The 17,487-nt window shown below is 55.5% G+C and carries 18 protein-coding genes and 1 riboswitch; all 18 genes read left to right on the top strand.

Annotated features, from left to right (window positions below; all coding sequences use genetic code 11):
* The first annotated feature begins 25 nt into the window (after nucleotides 1–25).
* The 18 genes from F3F93_RS08265 (at nucleotide 26) to F3F93_RS08180 (ending at nucleotide 17,484) form a co-directional block, all read left to right on the top strand.
* On the top strand, nucleotides 26–829 hold the full coding sequence (locus tag F3F93_RS08265; RefSeq protein ID WP_206675397.1) for an ABC transporter permease: 804 nt from the start codon (nucleotides 26–28) through the stop codon (nucleotides 827–829).
* Entirely contained in the window at nucleotides 826–1,500 is a 675-nt protein-coding gene (locus F3F93_RS08260) for a hypothetical protein (protein ID WP_176958705.1), read from the top strand. Before F3F93_RS08265 ends, F3F93_RS08260 begins: the two co-directional genes overlap by 4 nt.
* Nucleotides 1,501–2,499, top strand: coding sequence for an MlaD family protein (locus F3F93_RS08255; protein WP_176958704.1), 999 nt, complete (start codon nucleotides 1,501–1,503; stop codon nucleotides 2,497–2,499).
* Nucleotides 2,496–3,425 carry a tetratricopeptide repeat protein gene (locus tag F3F93_RS08250; RefSeq protein ID WP_176958703.1) on the top strand — a complete coding sequence of 310 codons (930 nt, stop codon included), beginning with the start codon at nucleotides 2,496–2,498 and terminating at the stop codon, nucleotides 3,423–3,425. The genes F3F93_RS08255 and F3F93_RS08250 overlap by 4 nt, the downstream gene beginning before the upstream one ends.
* A gap of 9 nt (nucleotides 3,426–3,434) precedes the next feature.
* Nucleotides 3,435–3,974, top strand: a complete 540-nt coding sequence (locus tag F3F93_RS08245; RefSeq protein WP_241697048.1) for an ATP-binding protein — start codon at nucleotides 3,435–3,437, stop codon at nucleotides 3,972–3,974.
* Nucleotides 3,958–4,290 (top strand): STAS domain-containing protein, encoded by a 333-nt coding sequence (locus tag F3F93_RS08240; RefSeq protein WP_176958702.1) that lies wholly within the window; start codon nucleotides 3,958–3,960, stop codon nucleotides 4,288–4,290. Before F3F93_RS08245 ends, F3F93_RS08240 begins: the two co-directional genes overlap by 17 nt.
* Nucleotides 4,287–5,750 carry a 4-hydroxy-3-polyprenylbenzoate decarboxylase gene (gene ubiD, locus F3F93_RS08235; RefSeq protein ID WP_176958701.1) on the top strand — a complete coding sequence of 488 codons (1,464 nt, stop codon included), beginning with the start codon at nucleotides 4,287–4,289 and terminating at the stop codon, nucleotides 5,748–5,750. The genes F3F93_RS08240 and ubiD overlap by 4 nt, the downstream gene beginning before the upstream one ends.
* 40 nt (nucleotides 5,751–5,790) lie before the next feature.
* On the top strand, nucleotides 5,791–7,698 hold the full coding sequence (locus tag F3F93_RS08230; RefSeq protein ID WP_176958700.1) for a tetratricopeptide repeat protein: 1,908 nt from the start codon (nucleotides 5,791–5,793) through the stop codon (nucleotides 7,696–7,698).
* Nucleotides 7,699–7,793: 95 nt separating this feature from the next.
* A riboswitch (cobalamin riboswitch) is annotated at nucleotides 7,794–8,011 on the top strand.
* A gap of 274 nt (nucleotides 8,012–8,285) precedes the next feature.
* The gene (locus tag F3F93_RS08225) at nucleotides 8,286–10,151 is read left to right on the top strand and encodes a TonB-dependent receptor (protein ID WP_176958699.1); all 1,866 of its coding nucleotides are present in this window, start codon (nucleotides 8,286–8,288) and stop codon (nucleotides 10,149–10,151) included.
* Nucleotides 10,152–10,210: 59 nt separating this feature from the next.
* Nucleotides 10,211–10,792 (top strand): TonB family protein, encoded by a 582-nt coding sequence (locus F3F93_RS08220; RefSeq protein ID WP_176958698.1) that lies wholly within the window; start codon nucleotides 10,211–10,213, stop codon nucleotides 10,790–10,792.
* The gene (locus F3F93_RS08215) at nucleotides 10,789–11,592 is read left to right on the top strand and encodes a cobalamin-binding protein (RefSeq protein ID WP_176958697.1); all 804 of its coding nucleotides are present in this window, start codon (nucleotides 10,789–10,791) and stop codon (nucleotides 11,590–11,592) included. The genes F3F93_RS08220 and F3F93_RS08215 overlap by 4 nt, the downstream gene beginning before the upstream one ends.
* Nucleotides 11,585–12,241 carry a 5,6-dimethylbenzimidazole synthase gene (gene bluB / locus F3F93_RS08210; protein WP_176958696.1) on the top strand — a complete coding sequence of 219 codons (657 nt, stop codon included), beginning with the start codon at nucleotides 11,585–11,587 and terminating at the stop codon, nucleotides 12,239–12,241. Before F3F93_RS08215 ends, bluB begins: the two co-directional genes overlap by 8 nt.
* Entirely contained in the window at nucleotides 12,238–13,671 is a 1,434-nt protein-coding gene (locus F3F93_RS08205; protein WP_176958695.1) for a cobyric acid synthase, read from the top strand. Before bluB ends, F3F93_RS08205 begins: the two co-directional genes overlap by 4 nt.
* Nucleotides 13,662–14,201, top strand: coding sequence for a bifunctional adenosylcobinamide kinase/adenosylcobinamide-phosphate guanylyltransferase (gene cobU, locus F3F93_RS08200; protein WP_176958694.1), 540 nt, complete (start codon nucleotides 13,662–13,664; stop codon nucleotides 14,199–14,201). Before F3F93_RS08205 ends, cobU begins: the two co-directional genes overlap by 10 nt.
* Nucleotides 14,201–15,229 (top strand): nicotinate-nucleotide--dimethylbenzimidazole phosphoribosyltransferase, encoded by a 1,029-nt coding sequence (gene cobT / locus F3F93_RS08195; protein WP_206675396.1) that lies wholly within the window; start codon nucleotides 14,201–14,203, stop codon nucleotides 15,227–15,229. Before cobU ends, cobT begins: the two co-directional genes overlap by 1 nt.
* Nucleotides 15,222–15,827 carry an alpha-ribazole phosphatase gene (gene cobC, locus F3F93_RS08190; protein WP_176958693.1) on the top strand — a complete coding sequence of 202 codons (606 nt, stop codon included), beginning with the start codon at nucleotides 15,222–15,224 and terminating at the stop codon, nucleotides 15,825–15,827. The genes cobT and cobC overlap by 8 nt, the downstream gene beginning before the upstream one ends.
* Nucleotides 15,827–16,555, top strand: coding sequence for an adenosylcobinamide-GDP ribazoletransferase (cobS, locus tag F3F93_RS08185; protein WP_176958692.1), 729 nt, complete (start codon nucleotides 15,827–15,829; stop codon nucleotides 16,553–16,555). Before cobC ends, cobS begins: the two co-directional genes overlap by 1 nt.
* Nucleotides 16,522–17,484 carry an iron chelate uptake ABC transporter family permease subunit gene (locus tag F3F93_RS08180; protein ID WP_347239231.1) on the top strand — a complete coding sequence of 321 codons (963 nt, stop codon included), beginning with the start codon at nucleotides 16,522–16,524 and terminating at the stop codon, nucleotides 17,482–17,484. The genes cobS and F3F93_RS08180 overlap by 34 nt, the downstream gene beginning before the upstream one ends.
* Nucleotides 17,485–17,487 lie beyond the last annotated feature (3 nt).

Genomic DNA, 17,487 nt, shown 5'->3' with positions numbered 1-17,487 from the left:
AGCAATCGTGAATATCATGAGCCGGATGCTACTTAAGATGAACCGCCGGGCCGACAAACTCGGCAACGCCGTGATTCACATCGTTGCTGAAGTCCGTCGCGCCTACCGGCTGACCAGAGGCGTGCTCGCTGCAGGCATCAAAATGCAGTGGCTTGCAAAACCTGCTGTCACCAATGTGGTCTTCAGACAGATCTATTTTACCGGCGTAGAGAGTGTTTCGTGGGTCGTCTTGGTGGCTCTTGGCGTGGGCGTGCTGTCGGTCTATAACATCGTTGATTTCGCCAGAAGTATTCAGGATATGTCGCTGATCGGCCAGTTGATCTCTGATCTTCTGGTTACTGAAGTTGCACCGCTGATCGTCACCATTCTGCTGCTTTCGCGCTCCGGTGTGGCTGTGGTAACCGAACTGGGCACCATGCATGTGCGCGGTGAAGATCTGACCCTGAGCAGCATGGGGATCAGCAGAGAGGAGTACCTGCTCTGGCCACGCCTGATGGCCTTTACACTGTGCGGACTGATTCTCACCTTTATCTTCGTATTTGTATCGATCTGGCTGGGCGGTCTGCTCGTGTCGATGAATGAAGAGATCAATTTTATCGATTTCCTGATTGAGGTGCGCCGTGGCACTACCATGGAGGAGATCGTGATGCTGCTTGTTAAGGGCACGCTCTATCCGATGCTCAGTGCGATCATGCTGCTGAATATGGGCTGCAAGGTGGGGCGTGAGCCCAACCTGATCCCTGTCTATGCCACCCAGGGTGTACTGGGATCACTGATGCTGGTAGTGATGAGCGATGCCCTGATCGCCCTGATTGTAGGCCTGTCATGACTGAGATCTTACATTGGGATGAACTGCATCTGGGACACTCGCTGATCCCTGCCTCGCATGTCAATCGAGGTGAATATGTGCGGCTGGTGATGAACTACCCCTGCCAGTTCTCCTTTATGCAGCATATGTTTCAGCTGGCTCAGGAGTGCAGGGAGAGCAACTGGAAAATGTGGCTGCAGAGCGAGGAGGCAATCTACCCGTCCGGCACCCCAGAATTCAGCAGCCACATAGGCAGCATGATCCATCATCGGGGTATTATCGCCAACCTTACGCTGCGCGAAAACCTGCTGCTCCCCTTTCTCTACCACGGCGATCAGCAGCGTCTGGAGTGCGCCGCAGATGAAATGGTTGAAGTGGCCCGCTGGCTTGAGCTAGATTCATTTCTCGACGACAAGGCTGGCGAGCGAACAACCTTCACCCATGCTTTGGTATCGCTGGCCCGCTGTATGCTTGCAAGACCTGCAATCATTGTTGCCCAGGAGGTGCATATCGGCATGCCTCCGGATCACCTGGAACGATTCAGGAGAGTAAGCATGCAGGCACTTGAAGAGCTGGGATCAGGACTACTCTATCTGACTGCCTCAGTTGATGAGGGTTCGGGACTGGAGTATGCCCGCACATTGACGATCGCGCAGGATTGTCAAAACAGCGGTCAGACAGAGGGAGAGTAAGTGGCAGAGTTTGTATCCAATATTCGACGCCAGGTAGGATGGTTTGTCATCCTCGGCATCGGTGCGATTGTTTTTATCCTTCTTACGGTCAGCCTGCGCAGCGATCTCTTCGCCAATAAATTTTATCTGACTTTTTCACCGCCTTCCGCCTCTGCTTTTTATGTCGGCCAGCCGGTCAAATACCAGGGTTTCACCATCGGACGCATTGATAACATGGAGCTTCAGCGTGATGGTCGTGTGCGCATCTCACTGCGATTGCTGGAGCGTTACCACCCCATGCTGCATGAAGGGGCATTCATGCACCTGACCCGCGAAGGATTGATTGGCGAGCAGACGCTTGAGATCAGTGCCGGAGATATTAACAAACCTCTGATTACGGCGAACGGGGAGATCGGATATGAGACAGCCGCCTCGGTTGAGCAACTACTGCAGGATATCAAGCCTGCCGTCGCCAATGCCAACACTCTGCTCAAAGAGCTGGCTGAACTGGCCAGCTGGCTGAATAACCCGCAGAGTGATATCCGACAGGTCACCACCCGCCTGAACGCAGTCAGTCAGGATCTGACCCGTGAGAATGTCGGCCAACTGATCGCCAACCTCTCCGGCGCACTGGATAATCTCAATGCCCTGACCATGGATATGAAAGAGCAAAATGTTGCCAAACAACTTGCGGCTGCACTTGCAGCCAGCTCCGCTATCCTGACGGATCTGCGCCCTCTCTCCGAGCAGATTGCCAAAGAGGGACCGGAAAGCCTGGAGCATATCAACAGCCTCATCCATCACGTCGACAAACTCTCCAAATCACTTGATATTGTTGCCTCTGATCTCTCTGAGTTGACCCCTGAACTGCCCGGCCTGGCCCGCGAATCACGTCAGGCCATTAATGAGATGAAAGATATTCTTAAATCAGTGCGCGGCTCATGGCTGGTAGGCAATGAGGCTGCAGATAAAAGTGGCAAAGATCAGTTCACCCCGCCTGTGATGGATATGCAGCCGTGAGATCACGCCGCTATTCGCTGGTTATTGCCGCGGCCACCCTGCTGCTGCTCTCCTGTGCCGCCAGCACTGGCAATAAACCGGCAGAGCTCAGCAACCCCTATATGCTGAAGGCTGAAAACCATACAGACAATGGTATGGCGGCCATGCAACAGGAGCGCTGGGATGCAGCCATACGCTCCTTCTCGCGTGCACTCACTGCGGCACAGCTGGCTGATGACACAAGCACTGTAACACACTCATGGTACAATCTGGCCAGCGCGCAAAGCAGCGCCGGACTCAACAGCGAGGCCGAGGCATCCTACGCGCAGGTCATGCAGCTGGCGCAGCGCCATCAGGATGAGGTGATGCAGCTCAGGGCCCAGCTGGCGCTACATCTGATGCAACAGCGACTGGGCAGGCTACCTGACAGCTTCTCCCTGCAGCAGTTGCCTGAATCCCTGTTCACAAAGCAGCAGTGGCCTGCCGACCTGCACCTGCAGGCTGCACGACTGGCCCAGCGCCTTGGCAAAAATGATGCAGCAGCAGATGCCTACCAGCTCCTGGTCAAACGCAACAAGACAAAAGCGTCCGAGTACAGGATGGCTGCAGAAGCGCACATGGGGCTGGCTCTGCTGGCCCGCGACAACGGCGAAAACCAACGTGCAGTCAACGAGGCGGAGCAGGCACTCTCCTACTGCCGCCGGATTGGCGCACCACGACTGACTGCGCATGCACTTCTCTTGCAGGGAGAGCTGGCGCCGGAAAAAGTTGAGAAGCGGGACAAGCTGGAGCGCGCCTTAGATATATATATTGCTCTGAATGATCATAACGGGCAGAAAAAGGCTCTGAGTCGACTTCTGGCTACGGCAGAAGCTTCAGGCGATGAGAAGGGTACTGAACAGCTTCGGTTGCGTTTAACTGATCTCGAAGACAAGCTTGGGGAGTAGAACAGTCAGATGATAGTTTCCGCCAACCAGCGAGGTAGCCAGATGGCACGTGCAGGCACAGACGACATTGCAACCAGTTCTTGTGGAAACAGCCTTGATGGCAAGCTCTGCCTGCAGCTGGAGAGCAACAGCGACTGCATTGATGTCTTGCGCTCAATGGTGACCGTCATGACTGCCAGAGCCGCGATGAGTGATCTGCGCAGCAATCGCGTTGCTATCGCTGTAGATGAGCTGTTTGCCAACATCGCCGCCCACGCCTATGGCGGTGATCCCGGCAAGGTGGAGTTTGAGACTGCCATCTACAGTGAGAATGAAGATCAGATGCTGATCTTTGATTTTCGCGATTATGCTCCGGTCTGCTGGCATGGCGACATAGATAAGATTACCAGCCAGCCGCTGGATATTGAGCACCTCTGCCCGGGCGGGCTGGGTCTGCGACTGATTCATTCGGTGGCCGACTGCTGTGAACACAATGTGCTTGAAAACGGCAACCACTGGCGACTGATTTTTAATATCGGTGATGGAGAAAACGATGAATGTAGCGCTTAAATTCGAACGCAATGAGTTGTCCAGCAACGAAGTGCAACTTAAGGTTGTTGGTGACGTCACCATCCACACCTCATCCCGTCTGCGAGAACAGCTTAAACCGCTGTTTACTGCCAAAATGAAGCGTATTCAGGTGGTGTTGGATCAGGTCGACTTCATGGACTCATCAGGCATTGCCACGCTGGTTGAGGGGATGCAGTGGTCACGCATGACAGGCGGCCATTTTGTACTCTCAGGCCTGAGCGATAATGTTCGTGATGTCTTTTCACTGGCCAAGCTTGATACCGTATTTGAGATCGAAGACAGCCCTGCAGCATGAGTTTTACCGACCTGCGTGATTTTACAGCTGAGCTTGAAAGGCGCGGCCTGCTTAAACGCATCACGCAAGAGATAAGCAGCAAGCTTGAGATTACTGAAATCTCAGACCGCGTACTGCGGGCCGGTGGCCCGGCACTGCTTTTTGAGAATGTGACAGACTCGAAGATGCCGGTGCTGACCAACCTGTTTGGAACAGCTGAACGCATTGCCCTGGGTATGGGGCGGCAATCGGCCGATGAACTGCGTGAGATTGGTGAGCTGTTGGCCTATCTGAAAGAGCCCGAGCCACCCAAAGGCTTCAAGGATGCATGGGAGAAATTCCCTGTGCTGAAAAAAGTGATGCATATGCAGCCCAAAAGCGTAAACAAAGCTGCCTGGCAGCAGGTAGTACTGCGCGGTGATGAGGTGGATCTGGATCGTCTGCCCATTCAGACCTGCTGGCCTGAAGATGCCGCCCCGCTGCTCACCTGGGGACTGGTGGTCACCAAAGGGCCGAATAAAGAGCGCCAGAATCTGGGCATCTACCGGCAACAAAAGATCGGCAAAAACAAACTGATTATGCGCTGGCTTAAGCATCGCGGTGGTGCCCAGGATCATCTGGAGGCGAAAAAAGCAGGTGCCACTCGCTTCCCCTGTGCCGTTGTTATCGGTGCTGACCCCGCCACTATCCTTGCCGCTGTAACCCCGATTCCCGACACCCTCTCCGAATATCAGTTTGCAGGGCTGCTGCGCGGCAAAAAAACAGTGCTGACCGATTGTCTGGATATCGACATGCAGGTGCCTGCTTCGGCTGAGATTGTGCTGGAGGGTTACGTCTCCCTTGATGAGTATGCCGAGGAGGGGCCTTTCGGCGATCATACCGGCTACTACAATGAGACCGAGATGTTTCCTGTCTTCACAGTTGAAACCATGAGCATGCGCAGTGATGCGATCTACCACTCCACTCACACCGGTAAACCGCCTGATGAACCTGCGGTGCTGGGACTTGCCTTTAATGAGGTGTTTGTTCCGATTCTGAAAAAGCAGTTTCCGGAAATTGTCGACTTCTACCTACCCATGGAAGGCTGCTCCTATCGCATGGCCATTGTCTCAATCAATAAGGGTTATGCAGGCCATGCCAAGCGGGTGATGTTCGGCATCTGGTCCTATCTGCGTCAGTTCATGTACACCAAATTTATTATCGTGGTCGATGAGGATATCGACTGCCGCGACTGGCATGAGGTGATCTGGGCGATTACCACACGCAGCGATCCGGTGCGTGATTTCACCATGGCTGAACATACTCCGATCGATTATCTCGATTTTGCCTCACCGGTGGCAGGCCTTGGCTCCAAAGTCGGCATCGATGCCACCAATAAATGGCCGGGAGAAACTGAGCGCGAATGGGGCAGAACAATCAAGATGGATGCAGAGGTAGTGGCACGCATTGATCACATCTGGGATGATCTGGAGCTATCATGATCTGTTTTAGTCTGAATACCCGCTCTGGATGGCTTTCGTGATGAGCCGGCTGAAAACACCGCTGTTTGTGCTGGCGATCAGCCTTATTGCTGTTTTCGCCTGGCTGCTGATGAATGGCACAGACTACAATGATCTCAATGAAGATGGCCTTTCACGCGGCAATATTGCCTACCAGCAGGGTGACTTCGAAGAGGCTGCCGAGTGGTTTATGCAGGCTGCCAAACTGGGAGACAGAGAGGCGCAATATCAGTTCGCCATGCTCTACCGCGATGGTAAAGGGGTTGAACGGGATGATACGCAGGCGGTTCGCTGGCTTAAACTCGCCGCCGCCCAGAAACATGCCAGGGCCCAGTACGAACTGGCCAAACTCTTTGATAGTGGTCGCGGCATGGAGCAGGCAGACCCGGCCTCTGCAATGCGTTTCTTCCGACTGGCGGCGGAGCAGGGGCATGGCTCAGCACAACTGCATCTTGCAGTCCTCTATGCCGAGGGTCGTGGCACGCCAGCCGATGATGGTTTAGCTCTGAAGTGGGCTGTGGCGGCAACCAGGTCTAAAAACAGGGAGGCTGAACCCTACCTGCAGAAGCTGCTCAAGCGGGTCACCACTAAAGCACAGCAAGGTGATGCCAAGGCCCAGTTTGTACTGGCGATGATGTATCGCAGGGGTGACGGCCTGAATGCCGACATCAAATCAGCCGAGCAGTGGTTAAGACAGAGTGCAGAGTCCGGCAACAGTGAAGCCCAGTTCCACCTCGCCTCATTTCTGGCTGACAATGAGAACAGCAATCAGCTTGAGGAAGCAGCCAAATGGTATCTGGCCGCTGCCAGACAGGGGCATATTAAGGCGGCTGCCGAATTCGGTGCCATGGCGGCAACAGGTGCAGGCACTGCCGTTGACCCGAAACAGGCACTGCAATGGCTACAGCAGGCAGCCAAGGCGGGTGATGCCAAAGCGCAGACGGCTCTGGGCATTCTCTACAGCGAAACCCCCGGTTTCACCCATGATGACAAAGAGGCCGCGGCCTGGCTGCAGAAGGCGGCAACAAGTGGCCGGGCTGATGCCCGCAACAACCTGGCTGTACTCTACGCGCTTGGCCGCGGTGTCGATAAAAACTACAAACAGGCTTTCACGCTGCTTCAGCAAGCCTCTGAATCAGATGATAAAGCCCAGTTCAACCTTGGCCTCATGTTCCTGCGCGGCGTTCACACCGTACAGAACGACGAGACTGCAGCCGCCTGGTTCAAGAGAGCTGAAGCTTCCGGCAATAGCAGAGCACGCCTGGCACTGGCACTGCTCTACCACCTTGGTCATGGCGTAATCTACAGCGAAACCGATGCCATTCACTGGTATCAGGAGGCTGCTGGCAAGGGTGATCTCGATGCGCTCTTTAATCTCGCCATCCTCTATTATAAAACCAATGATTTCGCCAAAGCGTTCGCGAGTTTCCAGCAGGCTGCCAGCGCTGGTGATGCCCAGGCCTGCAACATCATCGCTTCGATGTATCAGCATGGACAGGGCGCAGAGTACAACATTGATCAGGCTGTTGAATGGTACCGAAAGGCCGCCACGCAAGATTATCCGCAGGCACAATTCAATCTCGGCAATCTCTACCGTAAAGGGGAAGGGCTGGAGCAGATTGATAAAAAGGCGTTCTACTGGTACCAAAAAGCGGCTGAAGCAGGCTACCCACAGGCACAGAACTCACTGGCTTATATGTATGCTCTCGGCCGTGGCGTGAAGGCTGATCGCAAGCTGGCGCAGAAGTGGTTCACTGCAGCTGCCGTGCAGGGACTGAATATCGCAGAGCAGAATCTGCTGCTGCTGGAACAGAAGCAGAGCGGTTTCACGCTGGTCAGTCATGTTGTTGATATGGATGTGCGTGCTGACCTGCTGTTTGAGAAACCTCTGAACCTCGCCAAACACCTCGATAGCTACAAGCAACCCTAACCCGTTTTCAGCCGGCTCGAAGAGCACTTCCTCAATCTCTGTCAAACAGAGAGGTACTGCCTACATCTGAATAGACGCAGCTTCTCTGTGGAGCTAGTGTTCACACCGCTTTAGGTGCCCAAATGGTCATTCGACCACGGGTGAAACGGGAAGTCCGGTGCGGTATTTGATTGCTATAATCATTCACCAATTCCGGCGCAGCCCCCGCTACTGTAGGCCTGACAACGCTGTTCGAATCCACTGGGAGACCGGGAAGGAGAGCAGCCGCGGATGACGGCAAGCCAGGAGACCGGCCTCAAGCACGGTATGTCTGCAATACTTGCAGGCATCTGATTTTTGCTTTCCAGCAAGGCGCGAGCAGCGCAAAAGCGGAGCATACTTACTGTATGTGAGCATTTGAGCAGCAGAGCAACGTAGCGGGAGAGAAAAAAGCAGGTGCCAGAGATATGCCATCGGTTTGAGGCCTCGGAGGGGGGTGTTGCCGGCGTTGATGGCAGCACCATTGCCCCCTCTTCCCGCAACCATTCTTCCAGAGCTTCTACCGCCAAAACTTAACAATGCGCGGCGGGCGCGAAAGGAAGAAGAATATGGCTATTCAGCCCTCAAAAAAACGAACAACAATCATCACATCGATGCTGCTTATGGCGGCAGGCCTGGCAGCCTCCAGCCCACTACAGGCCGAAGAGGCACTGCCAACCGTGGTCGTTACAGCAGGCAGGATCGCAGAAGATCCGGCCAGGGTCTCAGCCGATATCACTATCATTCATGAAGAGGAGATCAAAAAAGCACAGGCAACCACCGTCGTTGAACTGCTGCGCAGGCAGGCGGGTATCAACAGTTCGACAACAGGTGGCCCCGGTAAATCAACCTCACTCTATATGCGCGGCGGTAATAGCGGCCATGTGCTGGTGCTGATTGATGGCGTACGCGTAGGTGCAGCCTCAACCGGTGCCTTCGACTGGGGGCTGATGTCACCGGAAGATATTGAGCGCATTGAGATCGTGCGAGGCCCACAATCATCACTCTACGGTGCTGATGCCATGAGTGGCGTCATTCAGATTTTCACCAAAACAGGTGAAGGTAAAACCAAAGTCCGCATTCATGGTGAAGCCGGTGGACTGGCCTCATCCAGTGGCAGCATGCAGGTATCAGGATCAACCGAGAATGGCATCAGCTATGCCCTGACTGCTGCAGGACAGCGTACCGACGGTGTCTCAGTTGCGGCCGCAGGTACAGAAACCGACCCCTATCGACAGAGCCAGATCTCCGGTCGTATCGAGATGGAGCTTGGTGACGGCACGATCTCTTTTACCGCCCGCCAGTCAGAGGGTAAAAACAGTCTGGATGGCGGCTGGGTACTGGCAGACACACTGAACTGGAGCTCTACATCCCGGCAGTCGATCTACAGCCTTAAAGTGAGCTATCCGATCATGGATAGCTGGGAGAGTAGCCTGCAACTCTCCCGCTCAGCTGATGATATGACCGGTTATGATCCCGCCAATGCAGCCAACAACTCCGACATCCACACCACCATCAAACAGCTGAACTGGCAGAACCATATTGAGTTGGCCGACTTCTCTCTGCTCTTCGGGCTGGATTATCATGCTGATCGCGCCGTCAATCCGCTTGCGCCACTCAACAAGGTGTTAAAGCAGAGTGCGGGATTCGCCGCCCTCTCATGGCATAGTGAGCTGCTTGATCTCAACGGCTCACTGCGCCACGACCGCAATAGCGGCCTGATCAACTCGGCCAACAAATCCACCTGGCATACAGGTGCAGTGTTGCATCCGCTTACCGGCCTGAAAATTTCGGGGAACTACGGTACCGGTTTCAAGGCCCCCTCCATCAATGATCTCTACTGGCCGGCCGTGGGCAATGCCAACCTGAAACCCGAAACCAGCAAGGGCTGGGATGCAGGCATCGCTTATGATTACAGCAGTGATCAGCTGCAGGGCGGTTTAAGCGCCACATGGTTTGATCAATCATTTCGCGATCTGATCGCCTGGGCCCCGATCACCCCCGGATCATTCACATGGATTCCATCGAATGTGAACAAAGCGCGCAGCCGCGGTCTGGAGATCAGCGGCAGAGTGAGTTATTCCGGGGCCTATCTGCAGGCTAACTGGAGTTATCTGATGGCGAGGGACTCCTCTAACGAGACCTGGTTAGCCCGTCGCCCCAAAGAGAGTGGCAATATTCTGCTCGGCATCGATATCGGCCCGCTTAATCTGGAGGGCAATCTGGCCATTGTCGGGCCACGCTTCTCCAGCCCGAACAATGCCGCCTACCTGGCCAGTTACCGTAAAACGGACCTGCGTGCCCGCTTGCATGTTAATGAGACATGGGAGCTGACAGCACGGGTAAACAACGTCGAAGATAAGAAGTATGAGGAGGCGGCCGGTTACGGTGTGGCCGGACGCGTCTGGTACGCAGGTCTGGGAGCAACCTTCTGATCAACCTGCATCGATCCGGTCGGCTGGCAGCTGCTTTTGTAGCTGCCGCTGGCCTGCATATGCTCGCTTTTCAGCTGTTGGCTCAAAACGACACGCTACACATTCAAACTGACGAGGGTGCCACCCTGCAGGTCGAACTGGTCAAAAAAGCAGAGAGTCCCGAGCAGACCGCAACACCGCAGGCAAAAGCAGCTGCACCTCAAAAGCAGACAAAACAGATCACCCCTGCAGTTGCACCAATCGTGCATAAAGAGATAAAGGAGTTGGCCGAATCACCGCTGCCCGAGCGTCCGCAAAAAACAACCCCACAGGCGTTGAAACAGTCTCCGGAAGTTGTAAAAACTACAGTTGTAGTTGAGCCTGAAAGTCATGCCGCTACTGGTGCCAGCATGCCGTCTGACGTGCAGCAGATGATCCTCTCCCACATCAGTTATCCCCGTAAGGCACGCCGCAAAGGGTGGCAGGGCAACGCCATGTTTAACCTTGCCGTACATGAGCAGAAACTGGCACGGCTGGATCTCTCACTCTCATCCGGCCACAGCCTGCTTGATCGTGCTGCCATGCGTGGCATCCGGGCCATCGATCACCTACCGCTGGCCAATGGCACCTATCGCCTTCCCGTTGAGTTTAAACTGCAATGAAACGTCTTCTTTTCCCCCTGCTATTGGCTGCCCTGCTGCTTCCCGCTACGGCTATGGCGCAACGCATTCTGGCACTCACTCCGCATGCCTGTGAGATGATCTATGCCATTGGTGCTCAAGCGCAACTGGTCGGAGCTGTCTCCTACTGCGACTATCCTGCAGAGGCAAAACAGCTACCGCGTATCGGCAGTTATGAGCGCATCAATGTTGAGGCTGCACTGCGCCTGAAACCTGATCTGGCCATCGTGATGAGTCGCAATGTTGTGGGGATCGAGGTACTGGAGAAGATGGGAGTCCGGACAGTGGTCTCCAATCCCGACAGCTTTGAAAGCATGTTTGACGACATGCTCAAGCTGGGTGAGTTGACCCGTCACACTGCCGAGGCAGGCAAACTGGTTGCTCAGCTGCGTCAACGCCTGCAGCAGGTACGCAGCCGACCGCGCTCTGAGACAGCTGTCTTTTATGAGGTGTGGCATGATCCGCTACTGACTGCCGGTGGCCCCAGTTTTATCAGTGATCTAATCCACGAGGCCGGAGGCAGAAATATCTTTGCCGGTATCGATATCGAAACAGCGCATGTAAATATCGAGTCAGTGATCAGAGCCAAACCTGAGTTGATCGTTATTCCGATTGAGAAGCGATCCATTGCAGAGCGCAGAATTTTTTGGGAGAAGTGGTTAGGAGGCGGCAAGGTCCGTTTTGTAGCCATTGATCCGGATATACTGCACCGCCCCGGCCCGCGTCTTCTGGATGGGTTAGAGCTATTACAAAAGGCACTACAGGAGAGCGCTGATGAGTGAGCACGTTAAACAACAAGCATTCTCAGAATCTGAACGGGATATCATCTACCGGGTGATCCACGCACGCCGCGACATGCGCCACTTTAGTGGCGGCAGCGTGGAGGCAGAGGCGCTGGCACGCATCCTTGCCGCCGGTCATGCCGCCCCGTCTGTCGGATTCATGCAGCCGTGGCGGTTTGTGCGCATCACAAGCAACCCACTGAGAGAGCAGCTGGTCACACTGGTTGAGCAGGAGAAGCTGCGCACATCGGAGCAGATGGATGCGCGCAAAGCCGAGTTTATGCGTCTTAAGGTGGAGGGCATTCGAGATTGCGCCGAACTGATTGCCGTCGTACTGGCTCCCGATGATGGAACGCTGTTTGGCCGTCGCACCATGCCTGAAGAGATGGCGCTCTGCTCCACCTCCTGTGCAATTGAGAATATGTGGCTGGCAGCCCGTGCTGAAAATCTTGGCATGGGTTGGGTCTCTTTCTTTGAACCTGGCGATGTGGCTACATTGCTGAACTGTCCTGAAGGTAGTAAACCGATTGCCCTGCTCTGCCTCGGCCCGGTAAAAACTTTTTATGACAAACCCCTGCTTGAAAGCGAAGGCTGGCGCAACCGTGAAGCGATGGATGTAGTTTTAGCAGAGGACTCCTACCCGCTATGAATAGCCTGATGATTCAGGGCACCGCCTCAGGAGTCGGCAAATCGGTACTGGTGGCTGGCCTGTGCAGACTACTGGCCCGCAACGGCGTCTCTGTCGCCCCGTTCAAACCACAGAACATGAGCAACAATGCGGCTGTCACCATTGATGGTGGCGAGATCGGTCGGGCTCAGGCACTACAGGCCATCGCTTGCGGCATTGAACCAAGCGTTCACATGAATCCTGTATTGATCAAACCCGAGGCTGATGAGAAGGCGCAGCTGGTGGTGCGCGGCAAGGTGGTTGGAGAGCTGCATGCCAAACGTTTCCGTGAGGATCGTATCGGCTGGATGCAGATGGTACTGGAGTCATTTTCCAAACTGCAGGCAGATTACGATGTGGTGATTATTGAAGGGGCAGGCTCGCCTGCCGAGCCCAACCTGCGCGAGGGTGATATCGCCAACATGGGTTTTGCCGAGGCGGCTGATGTGCCGGTATGGCTGGTCGGCGATATCGATTGCGGTGGCGTATTTGCCGCCCTTACCGGCTCACTCGGTATCCTATCGGCAACCGAAAATGCTCGCGTCAAAGCGCTGCTGATCAACCGCTTTCGCGGCAATCTTGCCCTGCTTGATGATGCACTGATCTGGCTTGAGCAGAAAACAGCGCGCCCGGTTGCTGGTGTGATCCCCTGGCTTGCACTTGAGCTGCCGGAAGAGGATGCCCCTTTCCGACATATCGGTATTGATAGTGCCGGAAGCGACCGCCTGAACATTGCCGTCATCGCTTATCCCAGAATGTCCAATAGTGATGACATCGATCCACTGGCTTCGGAGGAGAAGATTCGCCTGCGCTTCATCCGTTCCCCTGATGAGTTAACGCCTGCCGACCTGATTATCCTGCCCGGCTCCAAACATGTTGCTTCCGACCTGAGCTGGTTGCGAGATCAGGGCTTTGTTCCTGCCCTGCAACGCCATCTGCGCTATGGCGGCAAACTGCTCGGTATCTGCGGCGGCATGCAGATGCTCGGCAGAGCCATTGAGGATGATGGTGTAGAGGGTGGCAGTGCAGAGGGGTTGGGGTGGTTGCCGCTTTCAACCACCATGCGCACCGAGAAGACTCTGCGACAAGTAGATCAATCCTCTCCCTGCTTCAACGATGCGCGCGTCACCGGCTACGAGATCCATCACGGTGAATCCGACAGTGATGCAACACTCTTCCCGTTTGCAGCAAAATCTGAGGACGGGCTGGTGTGGGGAACTTATCTGCACGGGCTCTTCGAGCAGGGAGGCTTTCGCAAGGCCTGGTTGGCCGGAATCGGTTTTGCTGCCAGCAATGGCAGAGATCAGCACGAGCGCACGCTTGCCTCGCTTGATCTGCTGGCCGATGCTATGGAGAAGGCGATCAAACCTGAACTACTTGAGCCACTATTAAGGAGGCCATCATGCCGATAACTCTGATTCTCGGTGGTGCCCGCAGTGGCAAAAGCCGCCGTGCTGAAGCCATCGCCACTGAACTCAGTGAAACCCCAATCTATGTCGCCACAGCGCCACTGATTGATAACGATCACGAATGGTTAGATCGCATTGAGCACCACCGCCATGAGCGCGGCGATCACTGGCAGCTGATTGAGGAGGAGCTGAATCTTACTGCTGTTTTGCAAGCAGCGGATGGTCCTGAGAGTGTTGTGTTGATTGACTGCCTCACCCTCTGGATATCCAATCTGATCTTTGGTGGCAGAGATATTGAACAGGAGGCGGATCGTCTCTGTGAGCTGCTGCCCGGACTGGCAGGCAACGTGATTCTGGTGGCCAATGAGGTCGGCATGGGTGTTGTTCCGGAGAGCCCGGAAGGTCGTCTTTTCCGCGATGCGCAGGGGCGACTGAATCAGCGCATTGCAGCGCTGGCTGATCGTGTAGAGTTTATTGCCGCAGGTCTGCCAATCTGTTTGAAACAAAACAGCCTGAAAGGGGATGATAAATAGTGCATGTAGCTGCCATCAATATCGAGACCGAACAGCAGGCACGAGACCACCAGAATAACCTGACCAAGCCGCGTGGTGCACTCGGACGTCTGGAAGATATCTCCTGCTGGTTCGCCGCCCGTCAGGGCAAGGTTTTGCCCGATACTTTGCAGCCACATATTGCTGTGTTTGCTGCCGATCATGGCGTTTGCGAAGAGGGTGTCTCCGCCTATCCCTCTGTGGTGACCGGCGAGATGGTGAAGAATTTCGCACGCGGTGGTGCTGCCATCAATGTGCTGGCAAAACAGTGCGGTGCAAATCTCTCGATTGTAGATGTCGGCGTTGTGTCCGACCTCACGGGCTTTGATGGCATCAGTCATCAAAAGGTGAAGCCCGGCACAGCCAACCTGCTACGTGAAGCGGCGATGAGTGAAGCCGAGTGCGCGGCTGCCATTGCCGTCGGCAAAGCCGAGGCAAAAGCGGCGATTGCAGCTGGTGCCAACCTGCTGATTGCCGGTGATATGGGGATCGGTAACACCACAGCGTCGGCCTGCATCATCTGCAGAGCCACCGGGGCAATGGCTGAAAGCGTGGTCGGTTTCGGTACCGGTGTTGATGAGAAGGGGCGCAACCTGAAGGTGGATGTCGTTAAAGGGGCACTAACACGCATCTCCGGCTATACAGACAACCAGCTGCTGCAAGAGGTTGGCGGTCTGGAGATTGCAGCCATGGCAGGTTTCTACCTGCAAGCGGCCGAGTCAGGCGTACCTGTTATCATTGATGGTTTTATCGCATCGGCTGCAGCACTTGCAGCCCGGATCATTGAACCGGAAGTGATCAACTGGATGCTGGCCAGCCACATATCACATGAGAATGGCCATGCTCTGGCACTTAAAGCACTTCGCCTTGAGGCACTGATCAATTTTGAGATGCGCCTTGGTGAAGGTTCCGGTGCGGCACTGATTGTGCCGCTCTTACAGTCGGCCATTGCCCTGCATAATGAGATGGCCACCTTTGAGAGCGCCGGGGTCACCGACAAAGATGAGTGAACCGACCATCATCACGCTGTTGCGTCACGGTGAAGTGGAAGCTGAGGGCTGGGCCTTTCGCGGCAGCACAGATATTCCACTCTCCGAGCGCGGTTGGAGCCAGATGCGTGCAGCTGCTAGCGGGTTTGATGGTTTTGATCATATCGCCACCTCACCACTGCAACGCTGCAAGCTGTTTGCCCGTGAGTTCAGTGAGCAGTCGAAGCGTGAGCTGATCACCCTCGATGCGATGGCCGAGATGGATTTCGGTGATTGGGAGAACCGCAGCTTTGACGAGATCAGTGGCTCTGATAACGAGGTGCTACAGCAGTTCTGGGAGTCGCCTGTGGGCATCCAGCCCCCCAACGGCGAAGCCTTTGATGATTTCAGTCAGCGCGTTATCAGTTGCTGGCAAGAGTGGATCAAGCGCGATGTCGGTCAAAATCGTCTGCTTGTTGCCCACGGCGGCGTCATCCGGGTGCTGCTGGCACACACTCTGAACATGCCGATGAGTGCGCTCTGGCGACTGCATCTCCCCTACGCCTCCTGCAGTCAGATATCCCTGTTTGCAGGGCATCAACCTCGCCTGCTGTTTATCAATCGCGAGGTCCAATCCTGATGCCACGCGGTCTGATTCTCGCTTTCGGCTTTCTCACGCGCATTCCGATGCCTGCGCTGGCTGACTATAAGCAAGAGGAGCTCTCAAGCGCTGCCATCTGGTTTCCACTGGTCGGCCTCGCCATCGGTCTGCTGCTGCTGCTCGCAGCCCAACTGGGTATCACTGCCAGCCCATGGATGGCCGGCCTGCTGGTTGTACTATTCTGGCTGGGCATTAGTGGCGGCCTGCATCTTGATGGTGCTGCCGATCTCGCTGATGGCCTCGGTGCATCTCACCGTGATCCTGAGCGCCTGCTGGCTGTGATGAAAGATCCGCATACCGGCGCATTCGGTGTGATGGCTATTGTTGCAATCCTGCTCACCAAACTGGTTGCAGTGGCATGGATTGTGGAGTCACCCGATATCGACCTCTGGGTTCTGCTGCTTGTTCCCGCCTGGGCAAGAGTTGGCGCCATCTTCTGGTCACAGACGCTTGAACCACTTGCACCTGGTAGTGGCGAAGCCTTCGTATGGCAGGTTGATGCAAAGATCTACTGGATCTGGGGCGGCGCGCTCCTCCTGCTCTCACTTATTTTCGTCTCCTTCATGTTTGCTCTTGCTGCTATCGGCGCCCTGCTGCTCTGGCGCGCTTATCTGAAGTGGCGTCTTGGTGGCATGAGCGGTGACTGCCTTGGTGCCGGTATTGAATATAGCGAGTGTCTGATGCTACTCGCAGTCGGACTACTCTGATGCGCTGGTTCGCCCTGCTTGTTGCTGTTGCACTCTGCCTGCTGCTGGGGCTGGCAACTGGTGAGCAGTGGATCAATCCGTTTGCTGCCAGCGATGCTCTGGAGCAGACCATCCTCTGGGATCTGCGTTTCCCGCGTCTGCTCACCGCTTTTGCTGTCGGTGGCCTGCTGGCTCTGGCCGGCGCATGGTTTCAGGTGTTGCTCGGCAACCCGCTGGCCGAACCCTATGTGCTGGGTGTAGCTGGCTCTGCCTCTGCCGGTGCGGTAACCGGCCTGATGTTTATGCCCGAATCGGCATGGGTGATGAGTGCAGGTGCCTTTATCGGCGCGTGGATCGGCATTGTGGCGGTGATGTTCTTCTCCCATCTGGGTGCCAACCGCATGCTGCTGGCCGGTGTGGTACTGGCCGCCTTCTGGTCGGCCGTGCTGGCACTACTGCTGGCGCTGCTACCTGAGCAGGGGCTGTTTCGCGCCTTCTCCTGGATGATGGGTGATCTCTCCCACTCCGATCTGCCTGTCCCGCTACTACTGATTGCATGGGCTATCGCACTGGCTTGCGGCGTGATGCTCTCCCGCGCACTGGATAAACTACTGCTCGGTGAGCGCCATGCCGAAGCCTTGGGTGTGGATGTCAAAACGCTGCGCCAGCGCCTGCTGCTGCTCGCCTCCGCAGTCACCGCACTGGCAGTGACTGCTGCCGGAACCATTGGCTTCGTGGGACTTGTGATTCCGCATCTGATGCGTCTGCTGTTCGGCTCACTGCACAGCGCTGTACTGCCTGCCTCAGCTATCGGGGGTGGCCTGCTGTTGGTGCTGGCTGATTCAGCTGCCCGCACCATCATTGCTCCGGCTGAACTGCCGGTCGGCATTCTCACCGCTATTATCGGCGTACCGGTATTCCTCTACCTGCTGCTGAGGCGTTCGCAATGAGTT

Source organism: Mariprofundus sp. KV (assembly GCF_013387475.1).
Taxonomy (GTDB): Bacteria; Pseudomonadota; Zetaproteobacteria; order Mariprofundales; family Mariprofundaceae; genus Mariprofundus.
The sequence above is the reverse complement of the archived record's forward strand: the minus strand, read 5'-3'. Positions and strand labels throughout refer to the sequence as shown.